Annotated in this window: 19 protein-coding genes; 1 reads left to right on the top strand and 18 read right to left on the bottom strand. The window is 66.7% G+C overall.

The window, feature by feature from the left end:
- Positions 1-25 precede the first annotated feature (25 nt).
- From LPA35_RS22115 to LPA35_RS22055, 13 genes are all read right to left on the bottom strand, one after another.
- Positions 26-697, bottom strand: coding sequence for a histidine phosphatase family protein (locus LPA35_RS22115; protein WP_228898987.1), 672 nt, complete (start codon positions 695-697; stop codon positions 26-28).
- Positions 698-793: 96 nt separating this feature from the next.
- On the bottom strand, positions 794-1,777 hold the full coding sequence (locus LPA35_RS22110; RefSeq protein WP_121508428.1) for a threonine dehydratase: 984 nt from the start codon (positions 1,775-1,777) through the stop codon (positions 794-796).
- Positions 1,774-2,415, bottom strand: a complete 642-nt coding sequence (locus LPA35_RS22105; RefSeq protein ID WP_228898986.1) for a LysE family translocator — start codon at positions 2,413-2,415, stop codon at positions 1,774-1,776. The genes LPA35_RS22110 and LPA35_RS22105 overlap by 4 nt, the downstream gene beginning before the upstream one ends.
- Before the next feature lie 5 nt (positions 2,416-2,420).
- On the bottom strand, positions 2,421-3,107 hold the full coding sequence (locus LPA35_RS22100; protein ID WP_228898985.1) for a VOC family protein: 687 nt from the start codon (positions 3,105-3,107) through the stop codon (positions 2,421-2,423).
- Positions 3,108-3,136: 29 nt separating this feature from the next.
- Positions 3,137-4,012, bottom strand: coding sequence for a PhzF family phenazine biosynthesis protein (locus tag LPA35_RS22095; RefSeq protein ID WP_228898984.1), 876 nt, complete (start codon positions 4,010-4,012; stop codon positions 3,137-3,139).
- A gap of 172 nt (positions 4,013-4,184) precedes the next feature.
- On the bottom strand, positions 4,185-5,048 hold the full coding sequence (locus tag LPA35_RS22090; RefSeq protein ID WP_228898983.1) for a PhzF family phenazine biosynthesis protein: 864 nt from the start codon (positions 5,046-5,048) through the stop codon (positions 4,185-4,187).
- Between the two features lie 14 nt (positions 5,049-5,062).
- Positions 5,063-5,689, bottom strand: a complete 627-nt coding sequence (locus LPA35_RS22085) for a glutathione S-transferase (RefSeq protein WP_055398324.1) — start codon at positions 5,687-5,689, stop codon at positions 5,063-5,065.
- 169 nt (positions 5,690-5,858) lie between these two features.
- Positions 5,859-7,061: a PLP-dependent aminotransferase family protein gene (locus tag LPA35_RS22080; RefSeq protein ID WP_228898982.1), complete on the bottom strand. Its 1,203-nt coding sequence runs from the start codon at positions 7,059-7,061 to the stop codon at positions 5,859-5,861.
- Positions 7,058-7,381, bottom strand: coding sequence for a cupin domain-containing protein (locus LPA35_RS22075; RefSeq protein ID WP_228898981.1), 324 nt, complete (start codon positions 7,379-7,381; stop codon positions 7,058-7,060). The genes LPA35_RS22080 and LPA35_RS22075 overlap by 4 nt, the downstream gene beginning before the upstream one ends.
- 20 nt (positions 7,382-7,401) lie before the next feature.
- Positions 7,402-7,731, bottom strand: a complete 330-nt coding sequence (locus tag LPA35_RS22070; protein WP_228898980.1) for a DHCW motif cupin fold protein — start codon at positions 7,729-7,731, stop codon at positions 7,402-7,404.
- A gap of 5 nt (positions 7,732-7,736) precedes the next feature.
- Entirely contained in the window at positions 7,737-8,207 is a 471-nt protein-coding gene (locus LPA35_RS22065; protein WP_228898978.1) for a RidA family protein, read from the bottom strand.
- Positions 8,204-9,118: a DMT family transporter gene (locus tag LPA35_RS22060; RefSeq protein ID WP_228898976.1), complete on the bottom strand. Its 915-nt coding sequence runs from the start codon at positions 9,116-9,118 to the stop codon at positions 8,204-8,206. The genes LPA35_RS22065 and LPA35_RS22060 overlap by 4 nt, the downstream gene beginning before the upstream one ends.
- Entirely contained in the window at positions 9,115-9,729 is a 615-nt protein-coding gene (locus LPA35_RS22055; protein ID WP_228898974.1) for a LysE family translocator, read from the bottom strand. Before LPA35_RS22055 ends, LPA35_RS22060 begins: the two co-directional genes overlap by 4 nt.
- A gap of 147 nt (positions 9,730-9,876) precedes the next feature.
- On the opposite strand from LPA35_RS22055, the gene LPA35_RS22050 reads away from it, so the two are divergent.
- A complete protein-coding gene (locus LPA35_RS22050; RefSeq protein ID WP_228898972.1) occupies positions 9,877-11,367 on the top strand; it encodes a PLP-dependent aminotransferase family protein in 1,491 nt (496 codons plus the stop codon).
- A 147-nt stretch (positions 11,368-11,514) separates the two neighbouring features.
- Here LPA35_RS22050 and LPA35_RS22045 read toward each other — a convergent pair whose 3' ends face one another.
- The 5 genes from LPA35_RS22045 to LPA35_RS22025 form a co-directional block, all read right to left on the bottom strand.
- Positions 11,515-12,750, bottom strand: coding sequence for an HDOD domain-containing protein (locus LPA35_RS22045; RefSeq protein ID WP_121421308.1), 1,236 nt, complete (start codon positions 12,748-12,750; stop codon positions 11,515-11,517).
- Positions 12,751-12,821: 71 nt separating this feature from the next.
- Positions 12,822-14,075, bottom strand: a complete 1,254-nt coding sequence (gene flgL / locus LPA35_RS22040) for a flagellar hook-associated protein FlgL (RefSeq protein WP_228898970.1) — start codon at positions 14,073-14,075, stop codon at positions 12,822-12,824.
- Between the two features lie 27 nt (positions 14,076-14,102).
- Positions 14,103-16,079: a flagellar hook-associated protein FlgK gene (gene flgK / locus LPA35_RS22035; RefSeq protein WP_055398315.1), complete on the bottom strand. Its 1,977-nt coding sequence runs from the start codon at positions 16,077-16,079 to the stop codon at positions 14,103-14,105.
- Positions 16,080-16,254: 175 nt separating this feature from the next.
- The gene (flgJ, locus tag LPA35_RS22030; protein ID WP_176887176.1) at positions 16,255-17,175 is read right to left on the bottom strand and encodes a flagellar assembly peptidoglycan hydrolase FlgJ; all 921 of its coding nucleotides are present in this window, start codon (positions 17,173-17,175) and stop codon (positions 16,255-16,257) included.
- 15 nt (positions 17,176-17,190) lie between these two features.
- Positions 17,191-18,342: a flagellar basal body P-ring protein FlgI gene (locus LPA35_RS22025; protein WP_121421304.1), complete on the bottom strand. Its 1,152-nt coding sequence runs from the start codon at positions 18,340-18,342 to the stop codon at positions 17,191-17,193.
- Positions 18,343-18,669 lie beyond the last annotated feature (327 nt).

Below are 18,669 nucleotides of genomic sequence, written 5' to 3'. Positions count from 1 at the left end.
ATACCCAAAATTCCGACCTCAGGCGTCAAGCATGCGTCACCCATCCCGCATGCTCCAGCTCGTTCAGGTGCGGCAGCGTGTTGAACGTCTGCAGCATCAACCGCTTTGGCGAGATCGAGAACTCCGTCACCGCGCTGTTGCGGATGCGCATGTTCAGCGCAATGGTCACCTCGGGTGCGGTGCCCAGCACCTCTCCCACGGCCGTGGAAATGGGGCCGCCACTGCTTACCAGCAGCACGTTGTGGCCCGCGTGGTGGTGGCGCACATGGTCGAGCGCAGCGCGCACGCCAGCAGAAAATTCGTTCCACGTCGGCATGCCCTGCGGGCTGATGACGCCCGCCATCCACTGCGCCAGCGCGTCGCACAGGATGCGAAAGTGCGCGCGGTACAGCTCGGGCGTATCGGCTTTGCCCAGCGGCTGGGGGTGGATGGCCGCGATGAGTGCGTGGCTGTCGTATTCGTTGAGGCCCGGCAATTGAAGCACTTGGGGCATGGCCTGCAAGCCTTCGGCAATGCCTTGCAGCGTTTGCGTGTGGCGGCGCAGCGTGCCGGTGATGACGGCGTCGAACGCCATCCCCCGCGCTCGCCAGTATTCGCCCAGGCGCACGGCCTGTTCGCGCCCGCGCGCGCTGAGCACGTCATAGTCATCTGCGCCAAACGAGGCCTGGCCGTGGCGCACGAGGTAGAGGGTTCCCATGCGGCGGATTGTGGCCAGAACAGGGCCCTGGCGCTTGTCACACAAGCGACCAATGCTACTGAATGAATAGCATGGTAGCTTGTGTGTGCAACGGGATCAGCCTGCCAGAACGCTGCTGAACATCGGCGCGTCCACGTTGCCGCCTGTCAACGCCAGGCCCACATGCAAGCCCTGGAGCTGGTCGCGTTCCTGCAGCGCTGCCGCCAGCGCCGCAGCGCCTGCACCCTCGGCCACGTTGTGCGTGTCAGTGAACAAGGCGCGCATGGCGGCGGCCACTTCGGTATCGCTTACCTGCACGATATGGTCGATGTGCGGGGCCATCACGGCCAGGGCTTCGGGGTCGGCCACGCGGCAGGCCATGCCGTCGGCGAGCTGGGTGGTGACGGGCGCCTCGACCACGCGGCCGGCGGCCAGCGAATCGGCGTACGTGGTGGCGTGGCTGCTCACAACGCCGACCACGCGCACCGAGTGCTGCAGGGCCAGCTTGGCCGCGATGGCCGAGCACGCACCCGAGCCTTGGCCGATGGGCACATACACCACGTCGAGCTGAGGCACGGCGCGCAAGAACTCCCACCAATACGTGCTCACGCCGCGCAGCAGGTCGGGGTGGAAGCTGGGCACCATGTGGGCGCCGCGCTGGGCCGCGAGCTGGATGGCGTGTTCGCGCGCTTCCTGAAAGTCGTCGCCGTGTTCGATGAGCGTGACGCCCAGTGCGCGCATGGCAGCGTTTTTCTCGACCGAATTGCCGCGTGGCACGACGATGGTGCAGGCCACGCCGTGGCGGCGCGCGGCCCAGCCCATGCTCTGGCCGTGGTTGCCGCGTGTGGCGCTGATCACTTCCATAGGCAGCGAGCCGCGTTGTGCGAGCTGGTCAAAGTAGGTCAGCCCGCCGCGGATCTTGAAGGCGCCCACCGGCGTGTGGTTCTCGTGCTTGAGCCAGCAGTCGGTGCCCAGGCGCTGGCTGAGCAGGCCCCAGCGGTACTGGGGCGTGGCGGCGAAGTCGCGGTACACCACCTCGGCAGCGGCTTCGATGTCGGCCAGGGTGGGCAGCAGGGCGGTGGGGTCGAGGCGGGTGTTCATGCGGCGGCTTTCTTTTCAGTCAACAGTTTGAGGGCCAGCAGACCCAGGACGGTGCCCATGAAATAGCGCTGGGCGCGCATCCATGCAGCATTGCGGTTGAGGAGCAGCGCCACGCGGGCTGCACCCAGCACCAGCAGTGCGTTCACGGCGGCACTGGTGCTGATCTGCACCGCGCCCAGCGTCAGGCTTTGTTGCAGCAGCTGGCCGCGCTCGGGGTGCAGGAACTGGGGGAAGAACGACAGGTAGAACATGGCCACCTTGGGGTTCAGGAGGTTGGTCATGAAGCCCATCAGGAACAGCGTGCGCGGGCTGTCGTGCGGCAGGTTGCGCGCCTCGAAGGGAGCAGCGCCGCCGGGTTTGACGGCCTGCCAGGCCATCCACAGCAGGTAGGCGGCACCGGCGTAGCGGATGGCGTCAAACGCCAGTGGCACGGCGGCGAGCAGCGCTGTGAGGCCCAGCGCCGCTGCCAGCAGGTGCACGACAAAACCCAGCACCACTCCGGTCAGCGAGACAAGCCCGGCGCGCGGCCCCTGGGTGAGGCTGCGCGAAACGCAATACACCATGTTGGGGCCCGGCGTGAGCACCAGCACGAGGGCGGCGAGTGTGAAGAGCAGCAGTTCCTGTACAGAGAAAAGCATGGCGGTTACTCCTGAGGGGTGAACGACGAGAGGGTGACCGGACCCCGTGGCGTGCTGAGCTGCGCGGTGAGCCGGGGCGTGTCGCCGGGTGTGATGGCGACGCAGTTTGCTACCCCCACCGCTTCGCACGCGGCCTGCAGCGTGGCGGCCTGCGGATGCTGCAGCGTTAGCCGCTGCAGTTGCACGCCGCTGCCGGGCAGGTTGTCGCACGGGTGCACCGCGCCCCACTGGATGAGGGTGGGCAGGCAGCCGTCCATGAGGCGCAGGCCATCGTCGCGCACGGTGATCTGCCATTGCAGCAGGCCGTTTGGCGTGGGCCGGCTGGCGGTGACGATGGCGCCGCGCTCGATGTCGAGCGCCCCCAGCGCGGCACACCGCTCGGCCACGTCGGGCACGGAGGCCACCCAGTGGATGAGCTGCGGGCCGTGCGCTGCCACCTGCTGCTGCAGAGCCGCATCATCCATGTCAAACCAGCGCCTTGCGACCGCTGGTATTGCGGGAGATGCTCCTGTGTTGATAGCAATGATCTCCAGATAGACGCGCGAATGCGCCGGGCTGGAGACGTTGATGATGCGGTTGTGTGTGCCCATCAGCGGGTGTTCACCGCCCGCCGTGGGGGTGATGCCCAGCGTGCGCTCGCACCACGCCACGCCGCTGGCGAGGTCCGTAGCCAACACAACCAGGTGGTCCACGCAGGGTGGGTGCTGGGGGATGGCCGTGGTCACAGCAGCACCTCACCCGACACGCAGGTGACCGAGCTGCCGCCCACCCAGATGGTGTCGCCGTCCTGCTGCACGTACACCCGCCCGGCGCGCCCCAGGCAGGTGCCTTGGGCGGCCACATACTGCGTGGGGGCCAGCCCGGCGCCGATGAGCCACTGCGCCAGCGCGGCATTCAGGCTTCCGGTGACGGGGTCTTCGGCCAGGCCGTTGTTGCCGGGGAAAAAAGCGCGCACCTCGAAGGCGATGCCTTCTGCGTCCGTGCTGCCGATGACACCCACTTTTCCGCGCGGTCCCACCACGCCCACATCGAGTTGGCCGAGGATGCTGGCCTCGGGCTTGAGCGCCAGCACCTGCTCAGCCGAGCGCAGCATCACCCCGCGCCAGTTGGGGCCGTTGTCGCACCAGGCGTGGTGCAGGATGTCGCTGCGGTCCACCCCCAGGCCCCTGGCAATCAAGGCCACGTCGTCTTCCGCCAGCGGGCCGCTTTTGATCAACGCAGGCGCGGCAAAAGCCAGGCGGTCGCCATCCTGGCGCAGCGTGACCAGGCCCACGCCGCATTCCTGCACCACCTTGCCTGCTACCTGGGGCTTGCCGCCAGCTCTCAGCCAAGCGTGGCAGCTGCCCAGCGTGGGGTGGCCAGCAAAAGGCAGCTCGCGCCCCGGGCAGAAGATGCGCACGCGGTAGTCGGCACCGGCGGCGCGGCCTTCGGGAGTGGGTGGCAACAAGAAGGTGGCTTCGGACAGGTTGGTCCAGTTCGTGAACTCCTGCATGGTCTCGGTGGACAGGCCCGTGCCATCCAGCACCACGGCCAGCGGGTTGCCCCGGTAGGCCTGGGCGGTGAAAACATCGACTTGTTGGAAGGGGCGCTGTTGCATGGTGGTCCTTGGTAGAAAAATCGGTGATGCGGCCAGTGAGGTGACGGTGGAGGCACGCCGGGGGCTTACCGGGTGTGTTGCCCGGTGTTTTTGGTGTGGATTCGGTAGGCCCCGTCAGGAGCCCGCAGGCGAGAAATTCAGCCGCTGGGGCGCGGCACGGAAGCCATTAAATTCATAGCAGCACCGTGCCCTCGATGCAGGTGACTGCGCGCCCGCCCACCCACATCTGGTGATCGTCGTCCTGGCGGATGTGCACGCGGCCGGCGCGGCCCAGGCATTCACCCTGGGCGACCAGATAGCTGCGTGGCGCCAGGCCATCGGCAATCAGCCACTCGGCCAAGCTGGCGTTCAAGGTGCCGGTGACCGGGTCTTCGGGGTTGCCCATGGGGGCGGCAAAGGCGCGCACCACCACGCCGGGCTGGGCGGTGTCGCTGGCGGTGGGGCCGACATAGATCACGCCCACGTCCTGGCCCAGGTCTTTCAGGCGCGCGTGGTCCGGGCGCAGGCCCAGCACGGTGTCCGCGCTGTCGAGCAGCAGGCCCAGCCACACCGGGCCGTTGTCCAGCAGTTGTGCCCCCAGGATCTGCGGGGGGCGCAGGCCCAACGCGCTCGCAATCAGCGGCACCAGGGCCGGGCTGGGCGCGCTGCGTTTGAGAGGTGGGGCCGCGAAAGCCAGGGTGCCATCGGCCTGCGCAATACGCACCAAACCCAGCGCGCACTCCTGGATCACCATGCCCTGCTGGCGTGGCGTGTTGCCCGCCTGCAGCCACGCATGGCAGGTGCCCAGCGTGGGGTGCCCCGCAAAGGGAAGTTCGCCATTGGGGCTGAAGATGCGCAGGCGGTAGTCGGCACCCGCGGCGCGCCCGGCCTCGGTGGCGGGCAGCAGAAAGGTGGTTTCCGACAGGTTGGTCCACGCCGCAAAGCGGCGCATGTCGCTGTCGCTCAGGCCCTCGGCATCCAGCACCACGGCGACCGGGTTGCCAAAACCCGGGCGATCGCTGAACACATCGATTTGCTTGAAGGGACGCTGGTGCATGGGGGGCTCCGGGATCACGACAGGGGCTGGTCCAGCACCCCGCGTGCGCCGGGCCGGGTACTGACCGTGTTGTACCACCGCTCCAGGTGCGGGCGCGCCACACGTTCTTGTGGCAGGCCCCACCAGCGGTGGATCTCGCAGGCCACAGGGATGTCCGCCATGGTGAACCGGTCGCCCGCCATGAAGGGCTGGCGCGCCAGATGCGCATCCAGCAGTCCCATCAGAGGCTCCGTGGCCGCCACGGATGCTGCAATCAGCCCGTCGTCCCGCTGGGCCGCTGGGGTGCGTATCCACTGCACAAAGGCATCGCGCCCGGCCGGGTTCAGAGTGGTCTGCTGCCAGTCCATCCACTGCTCGGCCACAAAGCGCTCACGCAAGGTTTCAGGGTACAACTCGCCTGGAGAGTGCCGCGCGCACAAGTAGCGCACGATGGGGTTGGATTCCCACAACACGGTGCTGGTCTCGTCGTCTTCCATCAGCGGCACCAGGCCATTGGGATTGCGCTGCAGATAGTCGGCCTCGCGCACCAGCCCGAACTGGCCGCCCGCGTCGGTGCGCTGCACCGTGATACCGAGTTCTTGCGCAGCCCACACCACCTTGCGCACGTTGATGGACGACAGGCGCCCCCAGAGCCTCAGCATGTTGAATCAGCTTTCATGTGCGTTGAACGAACTGTGATGTATGAAGCCGGCGTGGCCCGGCCAGCGGCCGCCGCGCAAGGGCCGCCCCGCCGCGCTGGCGGCGTCCCCCTTGCGCATCGCACAGCGATGTCAGAGAAGGGGGAAGGCGCGCAGCGCCACAGGGGGTTGTTCACTTGTTATCGCGGATGGCCGCTGCCAGCGCAGCAATGCCGGTGGCAATCTGCTCTACCGTCGATGTGACGAACGACAGGCGCAGGGTGCGCGGGTCGGCGTTGTCGGCATAAAACGCCGCGCCGGGCACGAAGGCCACGTTGCGCTCCACCGCCTTGGGCAGCAGTTCGACGGCACTCATGCCTTCGGGCAGGCGCACCCACAGGAACATGCCGCCATCGGGGCGGTTCCACTGCACACCGAGGCCCTGCATTTCCTTGTCGAGCGCGGCCAGCATGGCCTCGCACTGCTGCTTGTACAGCGCGCGGATGGTGGGAACATGGCGGTCCAGGAAATTGCCCTTCATCACCTCGGCCACCAGGCGCTGGTTGTAGCCGGGCGTGTGCAGGTCGGCGGCCTGCTTGGCCTGCAGCAGCTTGGGGTAAACCGCCTTGGGCGCCACCACAAAACCCAGGCGCAGGCCGGGTGCCAGCACCTTGGAGAACGAGCCCATGTAGATGCAGCCTTCAGGGTTGCGGGCGGTGAGCGGGGCGGGTGGCGGGTTGTCAAACCACAGGTCGCCGTAGGGGTTGTCTTCCACCAGCGGCAGATTCAGTTCAGCGGCAGCCTGCACCAGGGCGGCGCGACGTGCTTCGCTCATGGTGCGGCCCGTGGGGTTCTGGAAGTTGGGCAGCACGTACAAAAAGCGCGCCCTGTTGGCACCCGTGCCCACCTTGGCCTTCAGGTCGTCGATGAGCACACCTTCGTCATCGCTGGCCACGGACACCACGGCAGGCTCCATGGGCGTGAAGGCCTGCAGCGCGCCCAGGTAGGTGGGTGTTTCCACCAGAACGCGGCTGTCGGTGTCGATCAGCACCTTGGCGATCAGGTCCAGCGCCTGCTGCGAGCCAGTGGTGATGAGCACCTGGTCGGCATCCACATCCCAGGGCAGGAAGTCCGCGATGGCCTGGCGCAGCGGGGCATACCCTTCGCTGGCGGCATATTGCAGGGCGGCGGGGCCGTCATTGGCCAGCACTGCGGCCGAGGCTTCGGCAAAGGCCGACACCGGGAAAGTCTTGGGCGAGGGCAGGCCGCCCGCCAGGCTGATGATGCCGGGCTTTTCCGTGACCTTGAGGATTTCGCGGATGACCGAAGGGTTCATGCGCTCGGCGCGGCGCGCCAGGGTCCAGGTGCTGGTCTGTGGAAGGTCGTTCAGTTTCACTCTCGTTCTCCTCCGGGCGGTCCCCAAAAGACTACCCATGTTGCAAAGTCGTCAGAAAAATTTTCAAAGCGGTGGTGCTGTCCCGCAGGTACAAAAAAGGCGTCTCCGGCTGCAAAGTGGTGGCGGGCTTCACCTTGCACGAATTCTCCGCTCCCACGCTGGATGAAATACAACTCGTCCTGCGCGTGCGGCTGCTGCGGGTCGTGGCCGCGTGGCGCATACAGCTCCGTGCGCATGCTGCCGTGGCGCAAGAGTTCCACGAACCGCTCGCCGGCCGGGTCAGGTAGCTGCTGCAATGCGTGTTCCACGGAGTATTTCACAGGAGTTCCCATCTTCCTGGTCAGTCCACGATGAACAGGGTTGCCCCTTGGGGTGAGCTGGAACGGTGGGGCTCGGCGTTGTCCGCCACCTGGTAGCTCATGCCCGGCGTCAGCGTGAAACGGCGGCCGTCGGCCAGCTCGGTGTGCAATTCTCCGCTGAGGCACAGCAGCACATGGCCCTTGACACACCAGTGGTCCGAAACGTATCCGGCCGTGTACTCCACCATGCGAACGCGCATGTCGCCGAACTGCTGCGTGCGCCAGAAGGCCTGGCCTGCCTGTGCGTTTTTTTCTTCGCGGGGAATGCTGGACCAGTCGGTGGTGGCAAACGGGATGTTGTGTATCTGCATGGCTGTCAGTCTTTCACGGAAACCACCGCTTCAATCTCCACCGCGAAGCCACGCGGCAGGGAGCCTACGCCCACGGCAGAGCGCGCATGCCGCCCCGCGTCGCCGAACACCTCGACCAGCAGGTCTGAGCAGCCGTTGATGACCTCGGTGTGCTGCATGAAGTCGGGGGTGGCGTTGACCATGCCCAGCACCTTGACCACGCGGCGCACCCGCGAGAGGTCGCCCAGTGCAGCCTTCATCGTCGCGATCAGGTGCAGTCCCACCTCGCGGGCATGGTACCTGGCTTCTGCGGCGCTGATGTCGCGCCCCACCTTGGGCACGGTGGCCATGTCTTCGCGGGCGGGAGAGCCCTTGCCCGACAGGTACAGCGTGTTGCCGTCGAGGACATAGGCGTCGAAGTTGCCACGGGGTGCGGTCACGGTGGGCAATACCAGGCCCAGCTGCTGCAGGCGTTGTTCCGGGTCGATGGAGGTCATGCGGCGGCTCCTTGGTGAACGGGCATCTTTTTGCCCACAAACACGGTGGCGATCACGGCCAATGCAAACACCACCGTGACGGTATCCAGCCGCTCTCCAAGCAGCGGCACGGCGAAGAGCAGGCTCAGGAAGGGCTGGATCAGCTGGATCTGGCTCACGCGCACGGCGCCCAGTGCCAGCGCCCGGTACCAGGCGAAGAAGCCGATCCACATCGAGAAGAGGGCTACGTACACGAAGCCCAGCCAGCTCATGCCGCCAATGGCCGAGGGCACGGCCGGTGCAAACCACCAGGCGATGGGAATGGTCAGCGGCAGGGAGCACACCAGTACCCAGCAGATGACCTGCTCGGCCCCCAGGCGTGGCGTGAGGCGGGCGCCGCCGATGTAGCCGAACGCGCCCGTGGTCATGGCAATGAGCAGGTAGATGTTGGCTGCGCCCAGGTAGATGCCGCCGGCACGCCACACCATGAAGCCCAGCACCAGGCCGCTGCCCAGCACCGCACAGGCCCAGAATCCGGCGGAGGGCCTTTGCCTATACCACAGCGCGCCGAGCAAGGCGGTGGACAGTGGCAGCAAGGCGGTGACCACGGCCCCATGCGTGCTGGGCACATGGCGCAGTGCCAGAGCCAGAAACAGCGGAAATCCCACGATCACGCCAAAGGCCGTGATGGCCAGCAGCGGCCATTCTGCTTTCTGCGGCAGGTTGAGGCGCCCGCGCGCATGCTGCAGCCACAGGTAGGCGATGGACAGCAGCCCTGCCACGGCGGCGCGGCCGAATGTGACGAACCAGGGCGACAGCTGCGGTGCATCGGTGGGCCCCACGGCGAGGCGGGTCATCGGCAGGGTGGCCGCAAACAGGGTGACGCCCACCAGCCCCCAGACCAGCGCCTCGCGTTCTTGTGCGTTGTTCATAGCGCGAGCATCCAAAGGGCAGTGGCAACGAGCACCAGGGCCAGTGCGCGGTTGAACCAGAGCAGGCGCTGGCCCTGCGCCAGCCACTGGCGCAGCAGCGAGCCGATGAGCGCGTAGGCAAAGTTGCTGGTGAACGCAAACACCATCATCACCCCGCAGATGATGGCCAGGCGCTCGCCCGGATTGGTCGAGGGCTGGCCTGCGGCGTTGACCACCCAGCCCGCGCTGAGCGTGAGCGCCAGCATCCAGGCCTTGATGTTCACGAACTGCAGGCCCACGCCCTGCCAGAAGGTCACGTTCAGGCGCGTGGTGTCGATCTCGGTCATCTTGCCTGCCTTGCTGAGCTTCCAGGCCAGCCAGAGCATGTAGGCCACGCCCAGCAGCGTTACGGCCCAGCGCAGCGCGGGCACTCCGGTGATCAGGGCGCCCATGCCCAGGCCGCTGCCCAGCATGAGCAGCGTCCAGCCTGTGGGCACTGCAAAGCAAAAGCGCAGGGCGCGCTTGAGGCCCAGGTTCGCGGCCAGCGCAGTGGACAAGGTGGTGTTGGGCCCCGGCGAAAAACTCATCGCGGTGCAGAACAGCAGCAAGGCAGTCAGTTCGGGGGCGGTCATGGGCAGGTGGGTCCGGGCTTTATGGCGGGTGGCTTGTCAGCGCCTGGGCTTCAATGTAATCTTCGATGTCAGTACACAACCAGTACAGTTAAGCAGCGCAGTTCGTGATCTGTATTGGCTGCGATAACAGTACACAAGGACACCTCCATGCTGATGAAAACCACCACCCAGTCGCTGACCGAGCAGCTGTCGGCGCGTTTTGGCGAGCGCATCCGCAACCGGCTGCTGGCGCCCGGCGCGCGCCTGCCTTCGGTGCGGCAGTGCGCGCAGCAGCATGGCGTGAGCCCTTCCACTGTGGTGGCGGCGTACGACCAATTGCTGGCGCAGGGGCTGGTGGAGGCACGCAAAAATCGGGGCTTCTTTGTGCGCGAGATGGCCAACGGGTTGCTGGACAGGGGCGCTGAGGACGACGACCTGGGTGCCCAGGAAGTCGAGCGTGCCATGGGCAACTGGAGCACCGCGCACTGGTTTGCCGCGCGGGGCGCCGGGCGCGGTGCTGCGCGGGGTGCGCCGCCCGTCAACGCCACGGCGCTGATTCGGGGCATGTTTCACAAGATCAGCGACAAGCCGCAGCCCGGCATGGGCGTGTTTCCGCCTGCCTGGCTGGAGTCCACGTTCATGCCCGCCGCTGTGCGCAAGGTGACCAGCACACGCGCGCTGAATGATTTTTCGCTGCAGTACGGCGAGCCTCTGGGCGACACGGGGCTGCGCCGGGTGCTGTCCAAGAAGCTGGCCACGCTGAATGTGCATGCCGTCCCCGAAAACATCATCACCACCGTGGGTGCCACGCACGCGCTCGACATCGTGAGCCGCACGCTGCTGCGCCCGGGCGACCCGGTGATGGTGGAGGAACCCGGCTGGGCGGTGGAGTTTGCGCGCTTGTCTGCTTTGGGCATGCACATCCTGCCGGTGCCGCGCCGTGCCGACGGGCCAGACCTGGAGGTCATGGCGAAGTACTGCGAGGTGCACCAGCCCAAGCTTTACGTGAGCGTGAGCGTGTTCCACAACCCCACGGGCTACTGCCTGTCTCCGGGCAGCGCGCATCGCATCCTGCAGCTGGCCAACCAGTACAACTTCCATGTGGTGGAGGACGATACCTACAGCCACATCGCGCCCGAGCACGCCACGCGCCTCACGGCGCTCGATGGGCTGCAGCGCACCATCTACGTGAGCGGCTTTGCCAAGATCCTCGCGCCCAACTGGCGCATCGGTTTCATGGCCGCACCGCCCGCGCTGGTGGAGCAATTGCTGGACACCAAACTGCTGGCCACGCTGACCACGCCCGCGCTGCTGGAAAAAGCCCTGGCCCTGTGCATCGAACAGGGCCAACTGCGCCGCCACGCCGAGCGCATCCGCACGCGGCTCGACGCTGCGCGTGCACGCAGCGTGAAGCTGGCGCTGGGCGCGGGCTGCACCTTTGCGGCCGAGCCCGTGGGCCTGTTTGGCTGGGTGGAGACGGGGGTGGACACCGACGCGCTGTCGCAGCGCATGCTCGACGAGGGCTACCTGCTGGCGCCGGGCGCGCTGTTCCATGCAGAGCGCCAACCCAGCACCCTCATGCGCATCAACTTTGCGACCACGCAGGAGGCGGAGTTCTGGAAGACTTTTGCGCGGGTGCGCGATGAGCAGGCACGGTGAGCCGACCCACTGCCTTTGAGCCCATGTCCCAGACTGGCGCTGTCGGCAAATACTGGCGCGGCCCCAGCCAGTGCCACCGTGGAACCGGCTTTGCCGGGCCACCGGTGGCGTCCCCCTTGGGGGAAGACGCGCAGCGGCTCAGGGGGGTTATCTTCTCTCTACTTCCAGGTCGGCCAGCACCCGCAGCAGCGCGCGGTTGACCTCTTCCAGGTCCAGCTCGAACGTCTCGCAAAGGTTGCGAATGGCACTGGCGTCGTCGGTCTCCAGCGCGCATGCCATCTGCAGGCCACCGGTGTAGGGGCCGGTGCGCAGCACCGTGGCGTCATAGATACGCTCGGACAAGGGCAGACGGCGCAGGATGGTGCCAAGCGGCTCCCCCAGCAGGTCGTCGATCTGTGATAGCAGGCCACACAGGTAGATCTCGCGGCGCAGATCGTTCTCCACGCCCGCGTCGAGCAGCTGTGCGGTGAGTTGGGCTCGCATCACCATGGCCTCGCGCACCGGCTGCATGTTGGGGTCGGTGCTGGCATGGGGCAGCTGGTCGGACAGCCAGCGCTTGATGGAGCCGTAGCCCATCATCACCAGGCCCCGGCGCAGCGAATCGATGCCGGTGCGCAGGCCCAGGGCCGCAGAGTTGGTGTACACCATGAAGCGGTACGCCAGGATCGGGTCCTGGCCCATGATGTCTTCAAAGGTTTCCAGTGACTGCTCTGCGTCGATGGCCTTCATGAGCTTGAAGATCACCGCGTGCGATGGCTGCTGGGGATGGTGGCGCAGGCTGTAGAGCACGTCTTCGGTGGGCCAGCCGGCCAGTGCCAGGGCGTTGTGCTGGTCCAGGCAATGCTCCATGAGCGCGCGGCTGGCAATGTTCTCGTACATCTGCCCGGCCAGCACCGGGCTGGTGGTGCGCGCGGGCTGCGTGGGGGTGCCGCCAGGGCGTGCGGCGGGGGCCGCCTTCAGGGCCGCCACGGCGTCTTCGGGGCGCAGGGTGAGCAGGCTGTTGTCAAAGCACTGGGCAATGTCGGGCTCGGGCAGCCGACCCAGCTCGCCGCGCCACACGAGCTTCAGGCCCCGCTGGTGGGCGGCCTTGACCAGCGCATAGATGGTGGAGTCGGACAGCCAGTTGCCGCGCACCTCGATCCACGGCGCGCCACGCGGCGCGTGCTCCAGCATGTTGGACAGCAGCTGGTGGCTTTGGGGGGACAGCAGAATCGGGGGAGAACTGGCAGACCACAACTCCTGCAGCGTGCGCAGCAGGTGGGCGGTATCGACCAGGGCCGAAGGCTCGCTGTGCACATAAAGCTGGATCGCCGCGAGCTTGCGGGCGCGGTTCCACAAAGGGCGGTAACCCAGAATCAGGCTGCCAAGGACAGATTGGACCATGTGCTCTTAGGCGGTTGTCTCGTCGTTGGGGCCTGTCCCGCCCGGGGCTGTGCAGCGTGGGCAGGCCCGCTTTAACTGATGAAATTGAACAGGGACAGCTTCTGAACCTGCGCATAGGACTTGAGCGCTGCCTCGTAGCCCACCTGCTGGTTCTGGAAGTCTGAAATTCCCTGGATCATATCGAGATCCTCGGCCCGCGAGCGGTCGCCTTCGAGCTGGATGGAGCGCTTTTCCTGGTCGCCCGTGATGCGGTCCGCTCGGTTGAGCAGCTCGCCTGCGTAGCCGCGCATGTTGTGCAGGCGTTCCAGGCCAATGTCCATGTTGCCCAGGGCCTGCCCCACTGCCTGCGCCGCTGCATTGCTGTCGGGGGCGCTGCGGATGTCGCGGATCGCGTTGTCCAAGGTGCTGAACATGCTCGGGCTAGGCTGCAGGGTAATGGTGTCCCCGGTGGCGGGGTTGCCCTTGATGTCGAAGCTCAGGCCCGGGATGCTGGTGATGGCGATGGTCACTGGCTTGTCGGTGGGATAGTCGGGCACCACCACGGCCGGTGACACGGCGCCTGTGGTGGTGTTGGTGAGCGTGTAGGTGGCGGTGGTGGTGCCGGGTGTGGCACCTGGGCCGACCGCGCTGAAGGTGATGGTGTAGTTGTCGCCCGTTACCAGGCTCGGGTCCACGGGGGTGACCGCCGTGGTGTTGAGGGAGCGACTGGAGGGAATGGCGCTGACGCCCGCGGTGTAGACACCATCGCGCTGCGGGTCGAACATGAAGGCGGCTTCGCCATCCAGGGTGTTGGGAATCGACACGCCACTGCTGGCTGTCTGGCCAGGCAGTCCTTCAAAGCTGTAGTCGGGGCTGGTGCTCAGGGGGCCGAGGAACGGCGCGAGCGCGCTGCCCAGGGCGCTGAGCAGGGGAACGCCGTTGGTGTCCTTGCGGTTGGCTACTTCCAGCAGCTGCTCGCGAAGGCCTTGCAGTTGGTTGGCGATGGTGTTGCGGTCGTTGGGGGTCAGGGCCGCACTGCCGGCGTTCACCACCAGTTCGCGGAAGTTCTGCACCAGGTCCACTGCGTCGCCCAGGGCGGACTCGGCCTGCGCGATGGCGTTGCGCTGCGTTTCCAGGGCGCGCTGCTCGGTCTGGATGCGCGCCAGCCGGTTGATGGCGCGTTCGGCCTGCGCGGCCGACACGGGGTCATCGCTGGCCCGCACCACGCGTTTGCCCGAGGTCAGGTTCTCCTGCAGGTTCGACAGGTTGGTCTGGCGCGTGCCCAGGTTGCGCAGCGCGTTGTCATACATGTTGGCCGTGCCAAGGCGGTAGATGCTGTTACTCATGTCGAACTCCTAACTCCTGTCCCGCCGTCAGCGGCCGAGGCCCTGCAGCAGCGAGTCAAAGATGTTTTGCGCAATCTGGATCATTTTGGACGATGCCTGGTACGCCTGCTGGTATTGGATCAGCCTTGCAGCCTCCTCGTCCAGGTTCACGCCCGAAATCGCCGTACGGTCCCGTTCCAGGTTGGCCGCGATGGTGGTGGACAGCTCGGCCGCGAACAGCGCGCTCTGGGTGCGGGTGCCCACCTGGGCCATGGCCCCTGCGTAGCCGTCGGAGAGTGTGGATTCGTCGAACATCTTCACGTCCCGCAGGCCCATGAGTGCACTCGCGTTGCCCGCGTTGCGCGTGAAGATGTCGCCGTACTGCGGGTCCGATGCATTGCCGATCACGACGGTGTCGCCCGTGTTGGGGCTGCCCTGCAGCTTGATCTCCCAACCGTTGATCGAGATGGGTGCACCCGGCGTGTAGGGCTGCGCAGCGGCAATGGTGGTGGGGGGCGCAGTGCCCCGGTCCAGCACGTCGTACGTGGTGGGCGGGCCGGCCGTGAACTGCAGCTGGATACCGCCCAGGATGGGGGGCAACGCCGCCGGGTTGGCGTTGGGCGGCAGAACCAGCCCCGGCGGATTGGGCAGGCCCGTGGCTTTGAGGCCCGCCAGCTGCAGCGTGCCGCCGTTGGAGGTGCCCATGGCCGCGTTGATGGGGTTGGCCGCAGCCAGATCACGCGGTGAGTACACCAGCGACTGGATGTTGGCCGCCGCGGTGCTGAACGGCTTGAACAACATGCGCTCGCCGGGGTTGCCGGGCGTGGTCAGGTTGAAGTTCAGGCCGTCGATCTGCAGCGTGGCCAGGTTGGCCGCGTCGGTGAACGGGGTGGACGTGCCGTCCGACAAGCGCACCACCTGCCCGGCCGTGCCGGTGGTAAAGCGGATTTCGTAGTCCGACGCCGCGAACTCCGTGGGGCCGGTGAAGGACACCGTGCCCACGCCCGCGCCGTTGGTGTGGCCCGGCATGCTGGCGGGCAGCGCGAACAGGTCCTTGCCCAGCGCACCGTCCAGCGTCAGGCCCAGGTTGTGCTGGTCGTTCATCGTCATGCCGATGGCCATGGCCATGCGGCCCAGCAGGTTGCGCCCTTCGGCCAGATCGTTGTTGTTAAAGCGCAACAGGCCCGACATCGAGCCCCCGCCGAGTACGTTCTCGTCCATCTCCACGGCTGGCGCACCGGGCCGGTTGAAGAACAGCTTGATCTGGCCGCTGCCGGGGAAGGCCGTCGCGTCATCGATGGACAGGCTCGTGGCCGTGGTGCCCAGCACCAGCGGCTGGCTGCCCGCCACAAACAGGCCCACGGTGCCATCGTCGGCCGGGATCTGCGTGGTCTGCACATACTGGTTGATGTCGCGGATGATCTGGTCGCGCTGGTCCAGCAGGTCGTTCGGAGTCTGGCCATTGCCCTTGGCGCGCGCGATCTGCTCGTTCACGCTGGCCATCTGCCCGGCCAGGCTGTTGACGGCGGTGATGCTGCTTTGCAGCTGTTCGGTTACGGTGTACTGGATTTCGTTGATGCGGTCGGCGGCCGCACGCATGCGCGAGGCGGTTTCGTCCATGCGCGTGAGCACCACGGTGCGCGCAGTGATGTCCGTGGGGGCGCTTACCACGTCCGAGAACGCATTCATCATGTCATTGATGGCTGCACCCAGGCCCGCCGTGCCGCCGCTGAAGACCTCCTGCAGCTGGCGCAGGCGCTCGGCCCGCACGATGTCGGACGACTGCACCGAACCCGCCGTGGCCGACTGGCGCGTGAGCAGCTCGCTCTGGTTGCGCAGGATGGTCTGCACATCCACGCCCTGGCCGATGTAGCCGCCGCCCGTGAACTGGCCCTGCACGGTCTGCAGCACCACGGTCTGGCGCGAATAGCCGGGCGTGTTGACGTTGGCAATGTTGTGGCCCGCCGTCTGCAGCGCCACCTGGTTGGCCAACAGGGCGCGGGCGCCGACGTTGAGCAGGCTCATGGCTTACCTCGCATTTCAGTGATCCCCAGCGCTGCATTCACCCCCAGCGCGTGTGACTGGCGCGGCCCTAGCCAGTGCCCCCGCGCAAGGGCCGCCCCGCCGCGCTGGGGGCGTCCCCCTCCCGCGAAGCGAGAGAGGGGGAAGGCGCGAAGCGACTCAGGGGGTGTTTGCATGGTCATGCCTGCGCGCGCAGCGTGCGCAGCACGCTATTGATGGCACCGCCGAGCTTTTTGGCGTACTCGGGGTCGGTGGCGTAGCCCGCCTTTTGCAGCGCCGAGGCATAGGCCATGGCCGAGCCGGACTGGGCGACGGATTCGGCCTTCTCGTAGCGCGGGCTGTCCTTGATGAGCTTTGCGTAGTCCCGGAACGAATCCTCGTACGAGTCGTAGGCGCGGAACTTCGCCGTCACCTTCTGGGCCTTGCCGTTGATGTATTCGGTGGTGGTGATCTCGGCCACCTTGCCCGTCCAGCCCTTGCCGGCCTTGATGCCGAACAGGTTGAACGAGTTGGAGCCGTCCTTGTGTTTGATCTCGCTCTTGCCCCAGCCGGTTTCGTGGCCAGCCTGGCCCAGCATGAAGCTGGCGGGAATGCCGCTCTCCTGGGCCACGCGCTCGGCGGTGCCCGAGAGGTGCTGCACAAAACCATCGCGGCCCTTGGGCGCGGGTCCAGTGGCCTCGGCCGGTGTGCCGGTGGCCGAGGACGCTGCGCGGGGCAGCGCCTGCGGCAGGCTCAGTGTGGAGGGCACGGAGAAATTCGCGTCGGCCCCGCCCATCTGGCGCGAGAGCTGGCGTGCAATCGCTTCAGACAGCCCGCCCTGCTGGCCCGACATGCTGACCGAGAGCTGCTGGTCCAGCATGTCCTGGCCCAGGTTGGCCTGCTCGCCTTCCATGAGGCCGGATTTCATCGTGGCGTCGCGCATGCTCTTGATCAGCTCGCGCATGAACAGCGACTCGAACTGCTTGGCGACCTCGCGCGTGGTCTGGGCGTTGTTGGCCGTGCCCGCGTCATACTTGAGCGAATTGAGCGAGCGGATGTCCACCGCCAGCGCATTGGACGTGCTGCTGGTGGTGCTGGACGAGGGCAGGGTGAGGGCCATGGTTGCTCCCCGGGGTCAGATCACTTCCAGCTCGGCGTTGAGGGCGCCGGCGGCCTTGATGGCCTGCAGGATGGCCAGTAGGTCGCCCGGCGTGGCCCCCAGCGTGTTGAGCGCCTTGACCACGTCTGCCAGCTGGGGTGAAGCCGGCATCTGGATGATGTTGCCCGGTTCCTGGTTGATGCGGATGTCGCTTTGCTGCGCCACCACGGTCTGCCCTTGCGAGAGTGGAGCGGGCTGGCTGATGACGGGCGTGGAGCTGATGGTGATCGACAGGTTGCCGTGTGCAATGGCGCAGGGGCCCAGCGTCACGGCCTGGTTCAGCACCACCGAGCCTGTGCGTGCATTGATGACGACCTTGGCCGAGGGGGTGGATGCCTCCAGGGGCAGTTCTTCCAGGTCGGCGATGAAGCCCACGCGGGCGCCGGGGTCCAGCGGTGCGCGCACTTGCACGGTGCGCCCGTCGAGCGCCGTGGCCAGGCCGCTACCCAGTTTGGTGTTGATGGCCTGCGCCACGCGGCGTGCGGTCTGGAAGTCCGAGGCATTGAGCCCCAGGTTGATGGTGTCGCCCTCGTTGAGGGGGGTGGGCACGGCGCGTTCGACCTGTGCGCCTTGCGGAACCCGGCCTGCACTCAGATGGTTGATCTGCACCTTGCTGCCGCCCGCCGAGGCGCCCGCGCCTCCCACCACCACATTGCCCTGGGCCAGGGCGTAGATCTCGCCGTCGGCGCCGCGCAGGGGCGTGACGATGAGCGTGCCGCCCTTGAGCGACTTGGCGTTGCCCATGGAGGACACGTTGATGTCGATCATCTGCCCGGGCTGGGCAAAGGCCGGTAACTGTGCCGTGACGATCACCGCCGCCACGTTCTTGAGCTGCAACTGGTTCGCCGTGCCAGGCGGCAGGCTGATGCCCATCTGCTGCAGGTAGTTGGACATGGCCTGCGTGGTGTAAGGCATCTGCGTGGTCTGGTCGCCCGTGCCGTCCAGCCCCACCACCAGGCCATAGCCCGTCAACTGGTTGCTGCGCACGCCCTGCACCGCCGCCACTTCCTTGATGCGCAACGCATGGGCGGGCACCGCCACACCGGCGGCCACGAGGGCCAGCAACAGCCACAGCGCGCGCACGGGGCGTGACAAGAGGGAGTGGGACAAGGCTTTCATGACACCGATTGTGGGCGGCCCCGCCAGGAACTAAAACCCAAAAAGAAGCGGGTTCACCGGCCTATTGCATGGGTTCCCGAGCGGGTGGAAACGGCGGTGGCGTACCGTGCGCCCGGGCGGTTGGTCCGGGGCAGGCTGCAAGGTGAAATATGAATAAAAATGCCTGCTAGCGCTTTATGGATAAGCGCTAATAGCTATAAATATGATAGCTTTCTTGGGTTGGCTGCTATTGGCCAGGGGATATCGCAGAGCCCATCGCTCGTCAAAACTGGCGCGGCCAAAGCGCGGGCCGCCGCGCAAGGGCCGCCCCGCCGCGCTGGCGGCGTCCCCCTCAGG

The sequence above is a fragment of the Acidovorax sp. Leaf73 genome (genome assembly GCF_916855635.1).
Lineage (GTDB): Bacteria > Pseudomonadota > Gammaproteobacteria > Burkholderiales > Burkholderiaceae_C > Acidovorax > Acidovorax facilis.
The sequence above is the reverse complement of the archived record's forward strand: the minus strand, read 5'-3'. Positions and strand labels throughout refer to the sequence as shown.

Excerpts from the sequence above, each read along its gene's own strand:
- LPA35_RS22110 (WP_121508428.1), bottom strand. The coding sequence starts at position 1,777 with ATGAACACCCGCCTCGACCCCACCGCCCTGCTGCCCACCCTGGCCGAC.
- flgJ (WP_176887176.1), bottom strand. The coding sequence starts at position 17,175 with ATGGCCCTCACCCTGCCCTCGTCCAGCACCACCAGCAGCACGTCCAAT.
- LPA35_RS22105 (WP_228898986.1), bottom strand. The coding sequence starts at position 2,415 with ATGCTTTTCTCTGTACAGGAACTGCTGCTCTTCACACTCGCCGCCCTC.
- LPA35_RS22095 (WP_228898984.1), bottom strand. The coding sequence starts at position 4,012 with ATGCAACAGCGCCCCTTCCAACAAGTCGATGTTTTCACCGCCCAGGCC.
- LPA35_RS22070 (WP_228898980.1), bottom strand. The coding sequence starts at position 7,731 with ATGCAGATACACAACATCCCGTTTGCCACCACCGACTGGTCCAGCATT.
- LPA35_RS22060 (WP_228898976.1), bottom strand. The coding sequence starts at position 9,118 with ATGAACAACGCACAAGAACGCGAGGCGCTGGTCTGGGGGCTGGTGGGC.
- LPA35_RS22085 (WP_055398324.1), bottom strand. The coding sequence starts at position 5,689 with ATGCTGAGGCTCTGGGGGCGCCTGTCGTCCATCAACGTGCGCAAGGTG.
- flgK (WP_055398315.1), bottom strand. The coding sequence starts at position 16,079 with ATGAGCCTGCTCAACGTCGGCGCCCGCGCCCTGTTGGCCAACCAGGTG.
- LPA35_RS22055 (WP_228898974.1), bottom strand. The coding sequence starts at position 9,729 with ATGACCGCCCCCGAACTGACTGCCTTGCTGCTGTTCTGCACCGCGATG.
- LPA35_RS22050 (WP_228898972.1), top strand. The coding sequence starts at position 9,877 with ATGCTGATGAAAACCACCACCCAGTCGCTGACCGAGCAGCTGTCGGCG.
- flgL (WP_228898970.1), bottom strand. The coding sequence starts at position 14,075 with ATGAGTAACAGCATCTACCGCCTTGGCACGGCCAACATGTATGACAAC.
- LPA35_RS22115 (WP_228898987.1), bottom strand. The coding sequence starts at position 697 with ATGGGAACCCTCTACCTCGTGCGCCACGGCCAGGCCTCGTTTGGCGCA.
- LPA35_RS22090 (WP_228898983.1), bottom strand. The coding sequence starts at position 5,048 with ATGCACCAGCGTCCCTTCAAGCAAATCGATGTGTTCAGCGATCGCCCG.
- LPA35_RS22065 (WP_228898978.1), bottom strand. The coding sequence starts at position 8,207 with ATGACCTCCATCGACCCGGAACAACGCCTGCAGCAGCTGGGCCTGGTA.
- LPA35_RS22045 (WP_121421308.1), bottom strand. The coding sequence starts at position 12,750 with ATGGTCCAATCTGTCCTTGGCAGCCTGATTCTGGGTTACCGCCCTTTG.